15 protein-coding genes are annotated in these 16,046 nt (G+C 63.2%); 12 read left to right on the top strand and 3 right to left on the bottom strand.

What is annotated here, in order from left to right:
• A partial coding sequence (locus AC3AYF_RS08940) for a formate/nitrite transporter family protein (RefSeq protein WP_487779640.1) occupies positions 1 to 303 on the bottom strand: 303 nt, incomplete at its 3' end.
• A gap of 132 nt (positions 304 to 435) precedes the next feature.
• On the opposite strand from AC3AYF_RS08940, the gene AC3AYF_RS08935 reads away from it, so the two are divergent.
• From AC3AYF_RS08935 to AC3AYF_RS08920, 4 genes are all read left to right on the top strand, one after another.
• Positions 436 to 1,131: an MgtC/SapB family protein gene (locus tag AC3AYF_RS08935; RefSeq protein ID WP_295035979.1), complete on the top strand. Its 696-nt coding sequence runs from the start codon at positions 436 to 438 to the stop codon at positions 1,129 to 1,131.
• A 159-nt stretch (positions 1,132 to 1,290) separates the two neighbouring features.
• The gene (locus AC3AYF_RS08930) at positions 1,291 to 2,394 is read left to right on the top strand and encodes a multidrug effflux MFS transporter (RefSeq protein WP_487779639.1); all 1,104 of its coding nucleotides are present in this window, start codon (positions 1,291 to 1,293) and stop codon (positions 2,392 to 2,394) included.
• Between the two features lie 263 nt (positions 2,395 to 2,657).
• Complete coding sequence (gene yegS, locus AC3AYF_RS08925) at positions 2,658 to 3,581, top strand: lipid kinase YegS (protein ID WP_295035977.1); 924 nt, start codon at positions 2,658 to 2,660, stop codon at positions 3,579 to 3,581.
• Between the two features lie 58 nt (positions 3,582 to 3,639).
• Positions 3,640 to 4,080: a nucleoside deaminase gene (locus tag AC3AYF_RS08920; RefSeq protein WP_295035976.1), complete on the top strand. Its 441-nt coding sequence runs from the start codon at positions 3,640 to 3,642 to the stop codon at positions 4,078 to 4,080.
• A gap of 122 nt (positions 4,081 to 4,202) precedes the next feature.
• Here the strand turns inward: AC3AYF_RS08920 and AC3AYF_RS08915 are convergent, their stop codons facing one another.
• Complete coding sequence (locus tag AC3AYF_RS08915; RefSeq protein ID WP_110600936.1) at positions 4,203 to 4,409, bottom strand: cold-shock protein; 207 nt, start codon at positions 4,407 to 4,409, stop codon at positions 4,203 to 4,205.
• A gap of 650 nt (positions 4,410 to 5,059) precedes the next feature.
• On the opposite strand from AC3AYF_RS08915, the gene AC3AYF_RS08910 reads away from it, so the two are divergent.
• Both AC3AYF_RS08910 and AC3AYF_RS08905 read left to right on the top strand, forming a co-directional pair.
• Positions 5,060 to 5,476, top strand: coding sequence for an NINE protein (locus tag AC3AYF_RS08910; protein ID WP_295035975.1), 417 nt, complete (start codon positions 5,060 to 5,062; stop codon positions 5,474 to 5,476).
• Between the two features lie 60 nt (positions 5,477 to 5,536).
• Positions 5,537 to 6,115 (top strand): exopolysaccharide biosynthesis protein, encoded by a 579-nt coding sequence (locus tag AC3AYF_RS08905; RefSeq protein WP_295035974.1) that lies wholly within the window; start codon positions 5,537 to 5,539, stop codon positions 6,113 to 6,115.
• Between the two features lie 104 nt (positions 6,116 to 6,219).
• Here the strand turns inward: AC3AYF_RS08905 and AC3AYF_RS08900 are convergent, their stop codons facing one another.
• Positions 6,220 to 8,196, bottom strand: a complete 1,977-nt coding sequence (locus AC3AYF_RS08900) for a transglycosylase SLT domain-containing protein (RefSeq protein ID WP_487779638.1) — start codon at positions 8,194 to 8,196, stop codon at positions 6,220 to 6,222.
• Between the two features lie 301 nt (positions 8,197 to 8,497).
• On the opposite strand from AC3AYF_RS08900, the gene AC3AYF_RS08895 reads away from it, so the two are divergent.
• The 6 genes from AC3AYF_RS08895 to AC3AYF_RS08870 all read left to right on the top strand — a co-directional run.
• Positions 8,498 to 8,833: a YkvA family protein gene (locus tag AC3AYF_RS08895; protein ID WP_295035972.1), complete on the top strand. Its 336-nt coding sequence runs from the start codon at positions 8,498 to 8,500 to the stop codon at positions 8,831 to 8,833.
• 123 nt (positions 8,834 to 8,956) lie between these two features.
• Entirely contained in the window at positions 8,957 to 10,855 is a 1,899-nt protein-coding gene (gene htpG, locus AC3AYF_RS08890; RefSeq protein WP_295035971.1) for a molecular chaperone HtpG, read from the top strand.
• A 152-nt stretch (positions 10,856 to 11,007) separates the two neighbouring features.
• Complete coding sequence (locus AC3AYF_RS08885; protein ID WP_295035970.1) at positions 11,008 to 11,886, top strand: glucosaminidase domain-containing protein; 879 nt, start codon at positions 11,008 to 11,010, stop codon at positions 11,884 to 11,886.
• Between the two features lie 136 nt (positions 11,887 to 12,022).
• Entirely contained in the window at positions 12,023 to 13,483 is a 1,461-nt protein-coding gene (locus tag AC3AYF_RS08880; RefSeq protein ID WP_295035969.1) for a protein adenylyltransferase SelO, read from the top strand.
• A gap of 281 nt (positions 13,484 to 13,764) precedes the next feature.
• Entirely contained in the window at positions 13,765 to 13,971 is a 207-nt protein-coding gene (locus tag AC3AYF_RS08875) for a hypothetical protein (RefSeq protein ID WP_487779637.1), read from the top strand.
• A 129-nt stretch (positions 13,972 to 14,100) separates the two neighbouring features.
• A partial coding sequence (locus AC3AYF_RS08870) for a PQQ-dependent sugar dehydrogenase family protein (RefSeq protein ID WP_487779636.1) occupies positions 14,101 to 16,046 on the top strand: 1,946 nt, incomplete at its 3' end.

Raw genomic sequence — 16,046 nt, 5'->3', positions numbered from 1 at the left:
CACCAGGAACCCCACCGTGTAGCCCAGTGACTCGACCAGGAACCCGACGTCGTTGTCCGGCAGGTGCGCGCGCAGCAGGCCCTTCGCCAGCATCGAGAAACTCATCGAGAGGCCGGCGGCGATGGCGGACCAGAGCAGGGCCGATACGGTCCGGCTCAGCTCCGTTTCCCCCTCCTCCCGGATGGATTCATGCACGGCAGCGGCGCGGGAGGGCAGTTCCTCGCCGTTGAGCTGGAGATCGTGCTCATCGTCGTCGTCTTTAGCCACCCGGCTGGGCGGGGTGAGATGGTGGCGTTTGCTCAAGCGGTCATTCCTCGTCAGCTGAAAAGTGGCGGCGCGGGGGCGGCGAAAATCACCGCCGAGGCCTCTGCGATCGATGTTCACAGGCGCTATGCTTGAACGATAGTCGTAAATGCGACAAGGAGATAGCCAACGATGTCGCCAGAATCCTGGACGATGCTGATGCACTTGGGGATGGCCTGGCTGGCGGGAAGCCTGATCGGGCTGGAGCGGACCTTTCATGGGCGGCCGGCGGGCTTCCGCACCCATGCGCTGGTCTGCGTATCGTCGGCGCTGCTGATGATGGTCACGATGTATCAGTGGCAATGGCTGGGGACGGAGGTGCCGGAAACGACCATTCGCACCGATCCCACCCGAATGGCTCAAGGAATCATGACCGGGATCGGGTTCCGCGGCGCCGGCGTGATTTTCAAGGAGGGGTTGACGGTCCGGGGGCTGACCACGGCCGCTTCGATCTGGATCACCTCCACGCTGGGCATTCTCTACGGCATCGGTTTTCTGTTCCCGGCAGTGGTGGCGACGGCAGTCACCTTGCTGACGCTATCGCTTTTCCGGATGGTGGAGGGGCGTATGCCCAGCCGGATCTTTGCCCGTTGCATCCTGCGTTTCGACAGTCAGAGCGTCATGTCCGAGCGCCAGATTCATGACCTGATGGGGGCTCATCGGTTCAGGATCGAGAGCCTGAGCTACCGGACGCGCGACGAGGGTCGTCAGTTCGAATACCGCATGATGTTGCGAACGCATGACCGCAAGTACATTCCGCCACTGGCCGCCGATCTGCGCGACCACGACCGCCTGCTGGAGTTCCAGCTCTCTCCCACGGGGGATTGATATCGAGAATGGTTGTCATTCCCCCGTCAGTCGATAGAGTAGGCGCTCCCGAATAGTGGCGAGGCAGTCATGCAGCAACGTGAAGGACGTCCGGCTTTCTGGATCTTGATGGGCGCGGTCATGCTGTCGCCACTGGCGATCGACATTTAACTGCCGGCGTTGACCGCGATGGCGGATGAATTCGAGCGTTCCCATGCTGCCTTGCAGCTGACCATCACGCTGTTTCTGATGAGCGTCGGTGTCGGTCAGCTCATGGTCGGCCCGCTGACCGACCGTTTCGGACGCCGTCCCGTGCTGCTGGGGGGCGCTGCCATCTACATGGTCGCGGCGTTGATCGGCATGTCTGCCGTGTCGATAGAGCTGCTCTACGCCTCCCGCGTCCTGCAGGGGTTCGGCGCCTGCGCCTCCGTCACCGTGGCATTTGCGGCGGTGCGTGACAGCTATACGCCCATCGAGGGGGCCAGGCTCTACAGCTATCTCAACGGTTCGCTGACGCTGGTGCCCTCACTGGCGCCGGTGCTGGGCGGGGCGTTGACAGTGGCGCTGGGGTGGCGCAGCAACTTTGCCTTCATGACCGGGTTTGCGGGGTTGCTGTGGTTGGGTGCCTACTGGCGCTTCGGGGAGACACGGCCCCACGACACGCCGATCGAACGGCGGCTCTATCGCTGGTCGCGCTATCGCCCGGTGCTGGTCCATCGGCGGTTTCTCTACTACGCCATTCTCGTCAGCACCATGATGGCGGCCATACTCGTCTATGTGTCGGCGGCGCCGGTGGTGATGATGGACAGGCTGCGACAGCCGGAGTGGGTCTTCAGCCTGTGGTTCGGCGGTAATGCCCTGGTCAGCACCGTGGCGTTCTTCATCGTGCCCCGGCTGATGGCACGGTGGGGGCGGAAATCCACCGTGCAGCGGGGGCTGGTCGTCGTCGTGGGCGGAGGTGCCCTGATCGCTTGCCTGTACTGGAGCGTGCCGGTTTCCGTGCTCACGTTCATGGGGCCGGTGGCAGTGCTGTCGGTGGGCTTCTCGATGGTGCTCGGTGCCGCGGCCAGCCTGGCGCTGGAACCGTTCCCGGAGCGGGCGGGGACGGCGGCGGCCTTGCTGGGCGCCATTCAACTGGGCGGCGGTGCTTCGCTGGCGACCCTGCTGCTGATCACGCCGCTGGCACCACAGACGTCTCTGGCGCTGATCTGTTGTGGCGCCGGTGCGGCGCTGTGGGCGACAGCAAGAGCGATGGCGGACACCGATGTCGCCGCCAGCGAGTGACTGGTCCGTGGAGAGAGTTTGCCGTGCCGTTGTCACAGCCATGCCGAACGATCGGCAACCGTCTCGCTGTCGCAGCCGACTCTTCGTCGCCGTGGGATCGATGAGACGGCACGGGTTGTCGTTGCGTTGGCGTGAGGTTTAACACGTCGCATATCGGGACGCCGCCAACGCGCTAGAATGAGCGGGTTCGTGGTAACGGCAGCGCGAGACATCACGGCACGGGCGAGATGATTCGACCGGCCTCGGGAAAGGACGATACAGGTATGGCCAGTCCTGGCAAGGAAAGCACATGGTTGATTCTCAACGGGAAATCGGCGCAGCAGCCGGAGATTCGTGACGCGGTCGAGGATCTGCGCCGTCAAGGTCACGATCTCCAGGTCCGGGTCACCTGGGAGGGCGGCGATGGCGTCTGGCTGGTGGACGCCGCGGTAGCCGGTGGCGCTTCGCGAATCATCGCCGGCGGTGGCGACGGTTCGATCAACGAGATCGTCGCCGGACTGATGCGCCAGCCTCCGGAGCGTCGCCCGGCTCTGGGCATCCTGCCGCTGGGCAGCGCCAACGACTTCGCCCACGGCCTGAATCTGCCGATGGCGCCGCGTGACGCCTTGAAGTTGGCCCTGACCGGCAGCGTCAGGGCGGTGGATGTCGGCAAGCTCGATGACGAGGCCTTCGTCAATGTGGCCTCGGGCGGGTTCGGTGCCGAGATCACCACCTCCACCCCGGTGGGGCTGAAGCGGCTGCTGGGTGGCGGGGCCTATTCGTTGATGGGCATGTTGAAAGCGTGGAATTATCAGCCCTTCGAAGGCCACCTGCGCTGGCCGGAGGGAGAAGCGAGGGTTCCGCTCTTCATGCTGGCCATCGGCAACGGATGCCAGGCTGGAGGCGGGCAGCGCCTGGCGCCCTCCGCGAGATTGGACGACGGTCTGCTCGAACTGCTGTTCGTGCGCCACTTCAACTCGCTGGGCGAGCTGAAACGCATCATCGACGAGCTCGAGAATCTCCCCCAGGATGGGGAGTTCGTGCGCTATCTCCGCGTACCATGGGTCGAGTTCGACAGCGACGGCGCCTTTCCGCTCAATCTCGATGGTGAACCACGCCGCTACGAGCACTTCCGGGCATCGCTCGATTGCGAGGCTTTGCCGCTGGTGGTTCCCGAAAACTGCCCCTTGATAGGCCGCGCCGGTTGATATCGGCCGGCGATGGGGCAGCGTCATGAATCGGTCAATGCAAAAAGGTGGGCTCGACATGGATGACTTCATGCAGGCAGCGGTCGAACAGGCGAGGCGCAGTCTCGACGAGGGCGGCGTCCCGATCGGGTCCGTCCTGGTCCACCGGGGGGAGATCATCGGGCGAGGGCACAATCAGCGCCAGCAGCGGGGAAGCGCCATTCTCCACGGCGAGATGGATGCGCTGGAGAATGCCGGCCGCCTTCCTGCCGCTGTCTATCGGGATTCGACGCTCTACACGACACTGTCGCCATGCCCGATGTGCAGCGGTGCGATTCTGCTCTATGGCATACCCAGGATCGTCGTCGGCGAGAACCGAACCTTCATGGGCGAAGAGGCGCTGCTCAGGGCGCGTGGCGTCGGGGTCGAAGTCCTCGACGATCCGGTGTGCCGGGAGTTGATGTCACGGTTCATCGCCGCCCATCCGGAGGTCTGGCACGAGGATATCGGCGAACCCTGAGGACCGGGCGGGGCGCTTTCGGGCTTTGGGGTGCGCACTAAAAAGCCCACCATCCGGTGGGCTTTGCTCAAGGCGGTGAAACGCTTGGAATCGATCCCTGCGTTTGGAACCTTTGGCCGGGTTTAGCCAGCAACCTTGATATTGGCGGCCTGAAGGCCTTTCTTGCCCTGAGTGACGTCGAAGGTGACCTTCTGGCCGTCCTGCAGAGTTTTGAAGCCTTCTGCCTGAATTTCGGAGAAGTGCGCGAACAGATCATCGCCGCCGTCATCGGGAGAGATGAAACCGTAGCCTTTGGTGTCGTTGAACCATTTGACAGTGCCAGTTGCCATTGTCGATATCCTTAACTTGCATAGTGATGTACCCGAGCCTCCCGGGGGATGCCCGAAATGCGTGGTCAGACTAGGGGGGAATGCGCACTAGGAGTTCGACGAGATCGACTAACAACTGACGACATTCTACCTGCAAACCTACGCAACGGATGTTGCATTGGGCGATATACCTCGTCAAGCGCCTGGGGGCTTGACTTTGGTTGCATCGTTTCCCATGCCCCGCATACGAACCATAGATGGAAAATTTATGCACGTCTACAGCCCGCCAACGCCTTTTTTCCGGGCTGATCGCGTCACACGGTATGGTTTTATTAACCCTTTTTAAGAAGATTGACAGAAAACCGTCATGCTCGGCCCGACAGACGCCGCTGCTGGCGGGGAATGTTCGGAGTTTGCCGTCGACAGTGGCGGGTACGTCTCCCCAACGTCGAGGTCACAGCGGGTATCTCGGCCGACGTCGTGGCCGAGCCGCCGTCCCGAATCCGGCGACGCATCGCCCCGAACACGGCTATGTATCGTCCCGAACACGGCTATGTATCGTGTCGGCGACCTTGGGTAAGCTGTCGCTCGCTGTCTATGGGGTGCGCCGGCGCAGCGAGACTGTGCTGGCCAGTGGTTTTCAAACATCAAACGAGTCTGGAGCAACGCGCGTGGCACAACACGGTCTGAGTCTCAACGACACGCACAGCAAGGTCATCGGTTACCTGTTATGGATCTTCGGGTTCACCGGAGCCCATCGGTTCTATTACGGCAAGCCCGTGACCGGTACGATCTGGTTTCTGACGCTGGGGCTGTTCGGGATCGGTTGGCTGATCGACCTGTTCCTGATCCCGAGCATGGATCGCCAGGCGGATCTGCGCTTCCGGGCCGGGCCCACCAGCTACACCCTGGCCTGGATCCTGCTGACGTTCCTGGGGGTGTTCGGCATTCACCGCATGTACATGGGGAAGTGGATCACCGGATTGATCTACCTGGTGACCGGCGGCCTGTTCCTGGTCGGGGTTCTCTACGATTTCTGGACGCTCAACGATCAGATCTCGTTGAAGCATGCCCGTCGTGGCCTATGACCGACCCCTCGGCCGGTCCGCTGGCTGGATGAAATTCATGACGTCACAGGGAGGTGACGTATGTCGGAGCGCATGAAGCTCACCGATATTCTCGAAACGCTCGACCGTCAGGTCGAGGATGAGACGATAACGTTGCAGGACATCGTCGATACCTTCAACGCCCGGGGGTTCGGTCCCGTGGTGCTGTTGCCGGCGCTGATCGCGCTGCTGCCGACCGGTGGCGTGCCGGGGGTGCCGAGTCTCTGCGGTGTCTTCATCGCGCTGATGGCGATCCAGCTGGTCGTCGGGCGCAAGAGCCCATGGCTACCGGGGACCCTGGCCGAACGCGGCATCAGCCACGAACGGTGGCATCGCGTCACCCAGCGCGCCAAGCCGTGGACGCGGAGAATCGATCGATTCCTCGCGCCGCGGCTGCCCTGGCTGATGGGGGATGTGACCCAACGCCTGCTGGCGCTGCTGATGGTCGTGCTGGGGCTCGGGATGATGCCGCTGGAGTTGCTACCGTTCGCCGCCGCCATACCGGCCCTGGCGATCGTCATCATGGCGCTCGGCCTGACCGCCGGGGACGGTTTGATGATGCTGATCGGCCTCGGCATCACCGTGGCCGGCGGTATCGGCATCGGCCTGTGGCTGCTCTGACCGGCTCGGGCCCCGGTCCTTTCGACCCGAATCGCCCCGGACGTCCCGAATTGGCACTCCATTCCCGGACGGACGGGGCGTTGCGACAGTGCGGTTGGGCCGGTTCAGTTCCGGGCGATCAGGGTAGGGTCGTAGTTCCCCTGGCGCTCGGCCTGGGAGAGCATGGCGACGCCCTGGGTATCGCCCTGTTTGGCCAGACTCTCGAAGATGACCCGATAGGCCAGCACGGCCTGCACGTAGTCCCGGGTCTCGCGGAAAGGGATGCTCTCGACGAAGCGGTCGAATTCCCGCGGTGCGCTGGCCAGCCATCGGTCCACGCGCTGGGGGCCGGCGTTGTAGGCCGCCGTCGCCGCAATCCGGTTGCCGCGATAGCGCTCCAGCATCGAATGGATATAGGTGCTGCCGAGACGGATATTGACCTGGGGCTCGAACAGCTCCGAGGTGCTGGGGGCGCTGATGCCGAGATTGCGGGCGCCGTGGTCGGCGGTACCCGGCATCAGCTGCATCAGCCCGCGCGCTCCCACGGGGGAGGTCGCCTGGGGGTTGAAGGCACTCTCGCGCCTAGCGATGCCCATCAGCAGATAGGGGTCGACCTGGTTGACCTCGCCCCACTTGATGAACGAGTCGCGATAGGCCGACGGGAAGCGCCAGGGCAGGGCGTCCCACTGTTTCGCGGCGATGGTGGTCTGTATCGCCATGCCGTACCAGCCCTGTCGGATCGCGTAGTCGGCCAGCGCCTCGGCCTGGTCCGGCGTGTCGCGAGCGGCGGCGGTATACCACTCGCTGCGCGCCAGGCCCTCTTCACCGATGCGCATCAGCGCCTCGGTGCGCTTCACCACCGGCAGCATGCCCGTCAGTTCCTGCTGCAGCGTCGAGACCTGGGTGTTGGCCATCTGCAGTTGATAGGGCTGTCCCAGGCGATCGGCGGCGGCAAAGCCGAAGAAGCTGCGATCCTGCGCGGCCAGCTGGTAGGCCTGACGCGCCTTGGCTTCGTCCCCCATCGCCTCGCTGGCGCGCCCGAGCCAGTACTGCCAATGGGCCTCCGCACGCACGTCGGGCGGGAGCGCCTCGCTCCAGCGCGCGACGTTGGGCCAATTGCCCTTGGTGACCGCATTGCGGATGCGCAGCTCGATCAGGTCGGCGTCCGCGAGACGCGGCAGCGTCGAGTCGACCCAGCCCTGATTGTTGTCGACGTCGCGAACCATGGAGTAGAACGCCAGATCGTGTTCGATCCGGTGACGTTGTTCCTCGCTGAGCGAGACGTGGGGGGCGATCTTGCGCCAGGCCTCCAGCGAGGCTTCGGTATCGGCGCGCGTCAGGCCGTGCATGGCGGCGGCGATCAGGGCACCACTGGCCTCGCCGTCGGGCCCCAGGTCCAGCGGGACCCGGGTGACCCCGGCGTAATTGCCGCGGACGCCGTCGAAGCTGTCGATGGCGCGCTGCCAGGCGTCGTCCAGGCCGCGCTGGAGATAGGTGACCAGCCCATCCTGACCGTTCTCCCACGCCAGCATCATGCGCTCCCAGGTGTCCTCGTCGGTCAGCACGCCGCGCTGCTTAAGCGTCGAGAACAGGGTGTCGCAGGCCTCGGGCTGGGAGGCGCCGACGTGCCACAGCTTCTCCCCGCCCGCCGCGGCCTCGGCCGGATCGCGATCGAGAAGCGCGGTGTAGTAGTAGCACTGCCGGATGGTGGCGGAGGGTTCGCCATCGCTGATGGCCAGCAGGTCGTCGAAGCGTCCCAACTGGCCGAAGCGGGTCTGGGCGGCGCCGCGCATCCAGTCCGCAAGCGGGGAGTCGCCATGGCGAACGATAAAGTCGTTGACCTCCGCCGCCGACGCGCTGGAGAGCCGGGCGCGAAGCCTGTGGTACTCCACGTAACCGGCCAGCACATGGTCCTGTATGGCGGCCTGGTCGATATCGTCCCAGCGCCGGTCGCGGGCGGCATCCAGCGCCTGCTTCATGACTCGGTCGTCATTGGTGCTGACGTCGGCCGACGTCACGACGGCTTGGGCACCGGTGCTCAAGCCCATGGCGCCGGCCAGGCACCAGCTGAACCAACGTCTGCGGATGGGCAATGCGGGCATTGGGTCTCTCTCTTTTCAAAGCGCTCTCGTCGTCGAACGCGGCTGGTCCGATCGGGCTGCGGTCGACGACGTCTCTCCGGCGAGGCCGTACCGGTGGCGCCGGTGGAAGAGGTGGCGCCGCGGCCGGGCCGTCCGCCAGGAGCGGGTCGACTCATGGCGCCCATCGTCGCCGATGGGGAGCGACTTGGGTAGCCCCGTTTCACAACGCCAACGTTGAATCCGGGTCGAATCGTGACCATCTACAGGGACAGGTGACGGCGCTTGCGCCATCTTCCCCCAATCCATCACTAGAGGTTCGACCATGAATCCCTGGCGTTTCGTGACCCAGCTCTCCCGCCTCAGACAGCGTGGCGGCGCCCTGGCCCGGATCGGACGCGCGTTTCGCGTCTTCGGACCCATGAGCATGGACGTCTTGCGTGGACGCTACCGTCCCATTCCGTGGGCGGCTTTCGGGTGGATGGCGCTGGCGCTGGTCTATCTGGTGTCGCCGCTGGACCTGATCCCCGATTTCCTGATGATCGTCGGGCTCGTCGATGACGTCTTCATCGTCGGCTGGTTGCTGACGCGGGTCGACCGGGCGATGGGCGACTATCGGCGCTGGAAGGGCATCGACGACGACGAGGTGGTCGTCGACTGAACCCGCTTCCCGCGAGCTCGGCTTGAAATGGGGCTGGCCAGCCCCATATCGCTGAGCACCCAATTTCGTTCGTCTTCATTTCCCGTTTCGTCTTCATTACGCAAAACCGTCAAGAGGCCATCAATGACCACCGCGACTCAAGAAGAAACACTAGGCTTTCAGACCGAGGTCAAGCAGCTTCTCCATTTGATGATCCACTCCCTGTACTCCAACCGGGAGATTTTCCTGCGTGAGCTGATTTCCAACTCGGCGGACGCCTGCGACAAGCTGCGCTACGAGGCGCTTGAGAACGATGCGCTCTACGCCGGCGACGCCGAGCTGCGCATCGAGATCGAGCACGACGCCGAGGCAGGCACGGTCACCGTGCGCGATACCGGTATCGGCATGAATCGCGATGAAGTGATCAAGAATCTGGGCACGATCGCCAAGAGCGGCACCGCGGACTTCCTCAAGCAGCTCTCCGGCGAGAAGCAGAAAGACGCCAAGCTGATCGGCCAGTTCGGCGTGGGCTTCTACTCCGGTTTCATCGTCGCCGACGAGATGGTCGTGCGTACGCGTCGCGCCGACAGCGATCAGGGGGTCGAGTGGCGCTCGAAAGGCGAGGGCGAGTTCACCATCGCCGATATCGACTACCCCCAGCGCGGTACCGAGATCGTGCTTCACCTCAAGGACGACGCCAAGGAGTTCGCCGACGACTTCCGGCTCAAGAATCTGGTTCGCAAGTACTCGGACCACATCGATGTGCCGGTGCGCATGCCCAAGGTCGAGAAGGCCCGCGACGAAGAGGGCAACGAGATCGAAGGCAGCGAGACCGTCAGTTGGGAGACCGTCAACGAGGCGACCGCGCTGTGGGTGCGACCCAAGGCCGAGATCGGCGACGACGAGTACAAGGCGTTCTACAAGCATATTGCCCACGATTTCAGCGACCCGCTGACCTGGAGCCACAACAAGGTCGAAGGCAAACTCGAGTACACCAGCCTGCTCTACGTGCCGGAGCGTGCGCCGTTCGATCTCTACCAGCGTGACGGCGTGCGCGGGCTCAAGCTCTACGTCCAGCGCGTCTTCATCATGGACGACGCCGAGGCCTTCCTGCCGCTCTACCTGCGCTTCGTCAAGGGCGTGCTGGATTCCCGCGACCTGCCGTTGAACGTCTCCCGCGAGCTGCTGCAGAAATCGCCGCAGGTCGACTCGATGAAGTCGGCACTGACCAAGCGCGCGCTGGACATGCTCAAGAAGCTGTCGAAGGACAAGGAGGCCTATCAGACCTTCTGGAACACCTTCGGAGATGTGCTGAAGGAAGGGCCGGCGGAGGATTACGCCAACCGCGACAAGATCTCGGGGCTGCTGCGCTTCTCGACCACCCATACCGACAGCGCGACGCAGGATCAGTCGCTGGCGGATTACGTCGAGCGCATGAAGGAGGGCCAGAAGAAGATCTATTACATCGTGGCGGACAGTTTCAATGCGGCCAGCCACAGCCCGCACCTGGAGATCTTCCGCAAGAAGGGCGTCGAGGTCCTGCTGCTGCACGATCGCATCGACGAGTGGCTGATGAGCCATCTGACCGAGTTCGACGGCAAGTCGTTTGCCGATGTGGCCAAGGGCGACCTGGAACTCGACGACATGGCCGATGAAGCCGAGAAGCAGGCGCAGGAAGAGACGGCCAAGTCGAAGGAAGCGCTGGTCAAGCGAGTCAAGGAGGTGCTGGGCGATGAGGTTCAGGAGGTGCGGGTCACCCATCGCCTGACCGATTCGCCAGCCTGCGTGGTCCTTCCCGAGCACGAGATGGGCTTCCAGATGCGTCGCATGATGGAGGCCGCCGGCCAGCCGTTGCCGGAGGTGAAACCGATCCTCGAGCTCAACCCGGAACACGCCCTCGTGTCACGTCTCGAAAGCACCGAAGGGAGCAACTTCGACGATCTGGCGCATATCCTGCTGGATCAGGCGGTCATCGCCGAGGGTGGACACCTCGACGACCCGGCGGCCTACGTCAAGCGCCTCAACCTGCTGCTAAGTGCCTGATCGACATGACCTGATTGGCCTTGGTGAGTGCGACGGCCGGCTTGCAAAGCCGGCCGTCGTTCGTTTTGAAACAGCGTTTTTGCACGTTTTTTCCACAACCTTGAGGCGAATTGCTGTTAACCTGCCGTCTTCTTTCAAATGGGGGAGCGAGTATGTCGCGATCCTTTCCACCGTTTTCCAACCGCCGCCAGTGTCGCCAACGCGCCCGACCCGATCGCCTGAGGCGAGCCGCGACCGCGATCACCGGCGGCATCCTAATGCTGGGTGTCGCGATATTTCCGATAGCATCTCCAGCCGAGTCGCTATCCGAAACCGTAACGACCCTCGATGCCCGTATCCAGCCGCCGGCGCTGGATCCCGTCAACGAGCTGCCCAACCTGAATGAGATCAAGGCGGGCCCCAAGCGCAAGGCGGCCTTCCTGAGCATGCTGGTACCGCTGGTGCAGGCCGAGAACGCCCGCATTCAGAGCGACCGCAACTGGCTGGTGGGGGTGCGTTCCCGCATCAATCCGATCCGGCCGGACGAGAAGCGACGCCTGGCCCGACTGTGCGACGAGTACGGCGTCACCTGCGCGCCGGGAGAGGTCAGTCAGGCGCTGCTGTCACGGGTCAATACCGTGCCGCTGGAGATGGTGGTGATCCAGGCTGTCGAGGAGTCCGGCTGGGGGACCTCCAGGCTGGCCCGCGAAAGCAACAATCTGTTCGGCATGCGCTGTTTCAGCAAGGGGTGCGGTATCGCGCAGCGCGGCACCACACGACGTTTCCAGGTATTCGATAGCGTCCGCGACGGCGTCGGTGCCTATCTGCATAACCTGAATACTCACCGAGCCTACGCTCAACTGCGCGACCAGCGCGCCGCGCTTGCCACCAGAGGCAAGTCCATCTCCGCGGAGAAGTTGATCGGCACGTTGCACAACTACTCGACGTCACCCGACTACCAGCAGCAGCTGCTGTCGCTGTTGCGCACCAACGGTGATCTGATCCGCGACCATGGCACCGGCGATCCGTTCGCGGCGGGCAGCCCGGCCTGATTCGTCAGGTCGAGTCTCTTGCCCGAACCGATCCTCGCGAGCGCGACCGGCGAAATCGCCCGGTCGCGCCGGGTCGTGTGTGACCGGTCATATGGGCTAGACTACAGCCATTCCCCGCCAACCCGAGGAGGCCGCCATGGCCAGCGCGACATCCCTCGAGTCACTGACCTTCGATAATGTCTGGTCTCGCTTTCCCCAGGATTTCTTCAGCCGGGTGAGCCCGACCCCGTGGCGCGATACCCGGCTGCTCGACATCAGTCCAGCGGGCGCCGCGCGGCTGGGACTGGAGGTGGACGATATCGATCGGGAGCGATTGACCGCATTGATGAGCGGCGAGCGCCTGCTGGACGGCATGGAGCCGCTGGCCCAGAAGTACACCGGTCATCAGTTCGGAACCTACAACCCGGCGCTCGGCGACGGGCGCGGCCTGCTGCTGGGCGAGGCGATGACTTCGCAGGGGCCGATCGACCTGCATCTCAAGGGCGCCGGCCAGACACCCTACTCGCGCTTCGGTGACGGTCGCGCGGTGCTGCGCTCCTCGATCCGAGAATATCTGGCCGGGGAGGCGATGACCGGGCTCAAGATCCCGACCACGCAGGCGCTGGCGGTTGCCGTCAATGGCGAGAAGGTGATGCGGGAGCGTGTCGAGCCCGGCGCGACCCTGCTGCGGCTGGCCGAGAGCCACGTCCGGTTCGGTCACTTCGAATGGCTCTACCAGCAGCAGCGCGTCGAGGATCTCGAGCGGCTGATGCGCCACGTGATCGATCGCCACCGCTCCGACCTGGCCCAGGAGGAGGCACCGCTCGAAGCGCTGTTCCAGGACGTGGTCACCCGCACCGCCGAACTGGTCGCCCGCTGGCAGGCGTACGGTTTCGTGCATGCGGTGATGAACACCGACAACATGTCGATCCTGGGACTGACGCTGGACTACGGTCCCTATGCATTCATGGATCGCTTCGAGTCCAACCTGACCCCCAACCACACCGATGCCTCGGGCCGCTACGCCTTCGACCAGCAGCCGGGCGTGGCGCTATGGAACCTGACCGTGTTGGGGCAGTCGCTGACGCCGTTGATCGAGGTGGAGCGCCTGCGCGAGATTCTCGACAGCTACGAGCCCACGCTGCAGGCGGCCTACGCCATTCTGATGCGCGGACGGCTGGGCCTCGAGACCGAGCAGGAGGGCGATGGCGAGCTGATCGACGAGTGGCTGAGACTGCTGGAGAGCTCGCGGGCCGACTTTCATCGCAGCTTCCGCGCGTTGAGCGAGCGCGACGTCGTCGGTGGTCTGTCGCTGAGCGCCGAAATCGAGAGTCCGGAACTCGACAGCTGGCTGGAGCGGTATCGCCGGCGTCTGGATCAGGAATCCCGTGGAGACACCGAGCGGCTGGCGGCCATGCGGCGGGTCAATCCGCTCTATATCCTGCGTACGCATCTGGCGCAGCAGGTGATCGAGGCGGCGGAGGAGGGCGATACGCGTCCGCTGGCGACGTTCCGCGAACTGCTGTCGACCCCTTTCGTTCGTCGACCCGGCATGGAGGTATGGAGCGAAGCGCCGTCGGCCAGCGCGCCGCCCGTGTGTCTCTCCTGCTCGTCCTGAGTTTTCCGGTTATCGCATTGTCGCACGATGCCGCTCCCCAGGCCGGCATCGGCGCGATGGTGTGGAAGAAATGGGACCGGGCTGCTGTGTCAGCCCGGTCCTTTTTTGACTCGCGACATCCTTGACGCTCGCACTTCGTGGAGCGGCGCTGCTTACATCCTCCATCCTGACGATTTGTCGCCGATTTCTACCTTGCCTTGCCTGGCGTTCGTTCGTCGATTTACCAGGCGTTTATTAATGAATAATTATTAAAAAACTCGTTTTCGTAGTTACCTTTTTTGATGATAAAACATGCCGGTTTCGGCCGTTTCACGGGCATTCAACTGCTTAATTTTCATGATTTATTTCAATATTTCTTGGCTTTATTCCGCTTGTCAATCGAGGGCGGCGTGCTAGGCTTTGTACGAAAACTAGCTGCGCTCGGCAATACGGCGTTAAAAATCGGCTGGAACGCCAGCCCGGTCAAAATGCTCATTTACACCCCGTAAACTCCGCGTTTTCGCCGATTTTTGCCTTGTCTTGCCTTCGCTCGCTGACTTTTCGTACGAACCCTAGTGTTAGAACACGTCTGGTTGTGCAAGTTGTCTTTCTCTTTCACAGGAATAAAGGGACTTGTCATGGTTACTAATAATTTCTCCAAAAGCAGCCTGGACCTTAATGGCAAAGTCTCTCTCAACATGCCCACGGCGCTCGATTGGGGAGCGGATGGTCGCCTCTATGTCACCGAAGTGAGCGGTGAGGTGAAAATATTGACGGTGGCGTTTGGTGATCCGGCTCCCGATGATGGGAACGGTACCGCCAGCTTCTATGTCACCGACGCCGAGACCCTGTCATGGGTCAAGAGCATTCCCAACCACAACGACGATGGCTCGGCCAGCAGCACGAGCAGTCGCGAGGTCACCGGGATTGACGTGACCCCGCAGTACGACGAGAACGGGGCGCCGGTCATCATCGACGGCAAGCCGGCAGTCAACGTCTATGTCACCTCGAGCGATAGCCGCATCGGGGCGGGCAACGGGGGTGAAGATACCGGGTTGGATACGAATTCGGGAATCATCACCCGCCTGACCCAGACGGAGAGCGGTTGGGAGGCGGTGGATCTCGTCCGCGGTCTGGCCCGTTCCGAGGAGAACCATGCCCTCAACGGACTCGAGGTCATTCAGGAGCTCGACGCCAGCGGCCATCTGGTCAGTGAGAGAATCATCGTGGCGAATGGTGGCAACGCCAACGCCGGCGCGCCCTCGAACAATTTTTCCGGCCAGCAGGAAACCGCGTACAGCGCCGCCATCCTCGAGATCGACCTCGATCAGCTCAACGCAATGGAGGTCAAGACGGATGGCGGTCGACAGTACATTTATGACGTACCGACACTCGACGATCCCTCTCGTGCCGGCGCAGAAGATGGCAACGATCCGTTCGGCGGCAACGATGGATTCAATGGCGGCAAGATCGACCCCGACGGTCCGGTGCAGATCTATTCCCCGGGATACCGCAACGCCTATGACGTGGAGGTCACCGAGGACGGACGTGTCTGGACCTACGACAACGGCGCCAACAACAGCTGGGGTGGCCGGCCCATCGGTGAAGCAGGGGATAACGGCAGTACTAAGGACACCGCGCAGCAAGCCGGCTACATCGCCACCAACCTGAACAATGGCGACGGTAACGGCAGCGACACCATCAATCTCGAGAACGGCTGGAACCCCAAGAATTACGACCAGTTCCATGAAATCACGCGTTCCGACGATCTTGCCGGACGCATCCTCTCCGCCGGACAGGGCGGGGCCGCGACTTACAGCATGACGCACCCGGATTTCGCTGAGCCTCTGACCCTGGTCTATGGAGGGCACCCCAATCCCACCCGCGCCAGCGGGGGCGAAGCCGGTCTGCTGTTTACGCCCAAGGACGGGGTCGAGGACGCTTTCCTGCTGGTGTCCGAGGATCATTACGAGGCGGTCATCGACTGGTTCACCACCGTCGAGAACGCGCCCGGTGGAGTCGGTGCCGGGCAACTGACGAGTCGCGTGATCGGCGTGGCCCCGGGCGAGCTGTATTACATCACCGAGAATGGCAATGCCTACCCGGTCAGCGGGAACCCCGGCAATCCGTCGAGCATCCAGGGATCCAGCGTGCTGGGCGAAGCTGGCATACCCGCGGACTTCGATGAGGTGGTGGCCACGCTCAACCCCATCGAAGGCAATTATCTGGAAGGCGGCTACACCGATGGCGCGCTCGATTCCGGTCTCGGATCGATCAACGGCCTGACCGAGTACACCTCGACCGTGCTGGATACCGGCAACGTCAAGATGTCGGGGGCGATACTGGCCTCCCAGTACAACGGCGGCGATCTGATCGTGATGGGCCGTGACGAGAACGGCGTGATGCAGACCGCGGGCGGTTCGGGAGCGACGAAAGCGGCCGATCGAATCACCCTAGAGTTGACCGGCAGTCCCCTGGGACTGACCTCGATCGGTGACGACCTCTCCGCCTGGGACAACCAATCGGCATTCCGTGGCTCGGTCTGGGCCTCCGGCTACAGCGGCAGCGGGACCAAGGTCGAGAT

Source organism: Salinicola sp., assembly GCF_982684285.1.
This window is presented reverse-complemented; position numbering and strand designations above follow the sequence as displayed.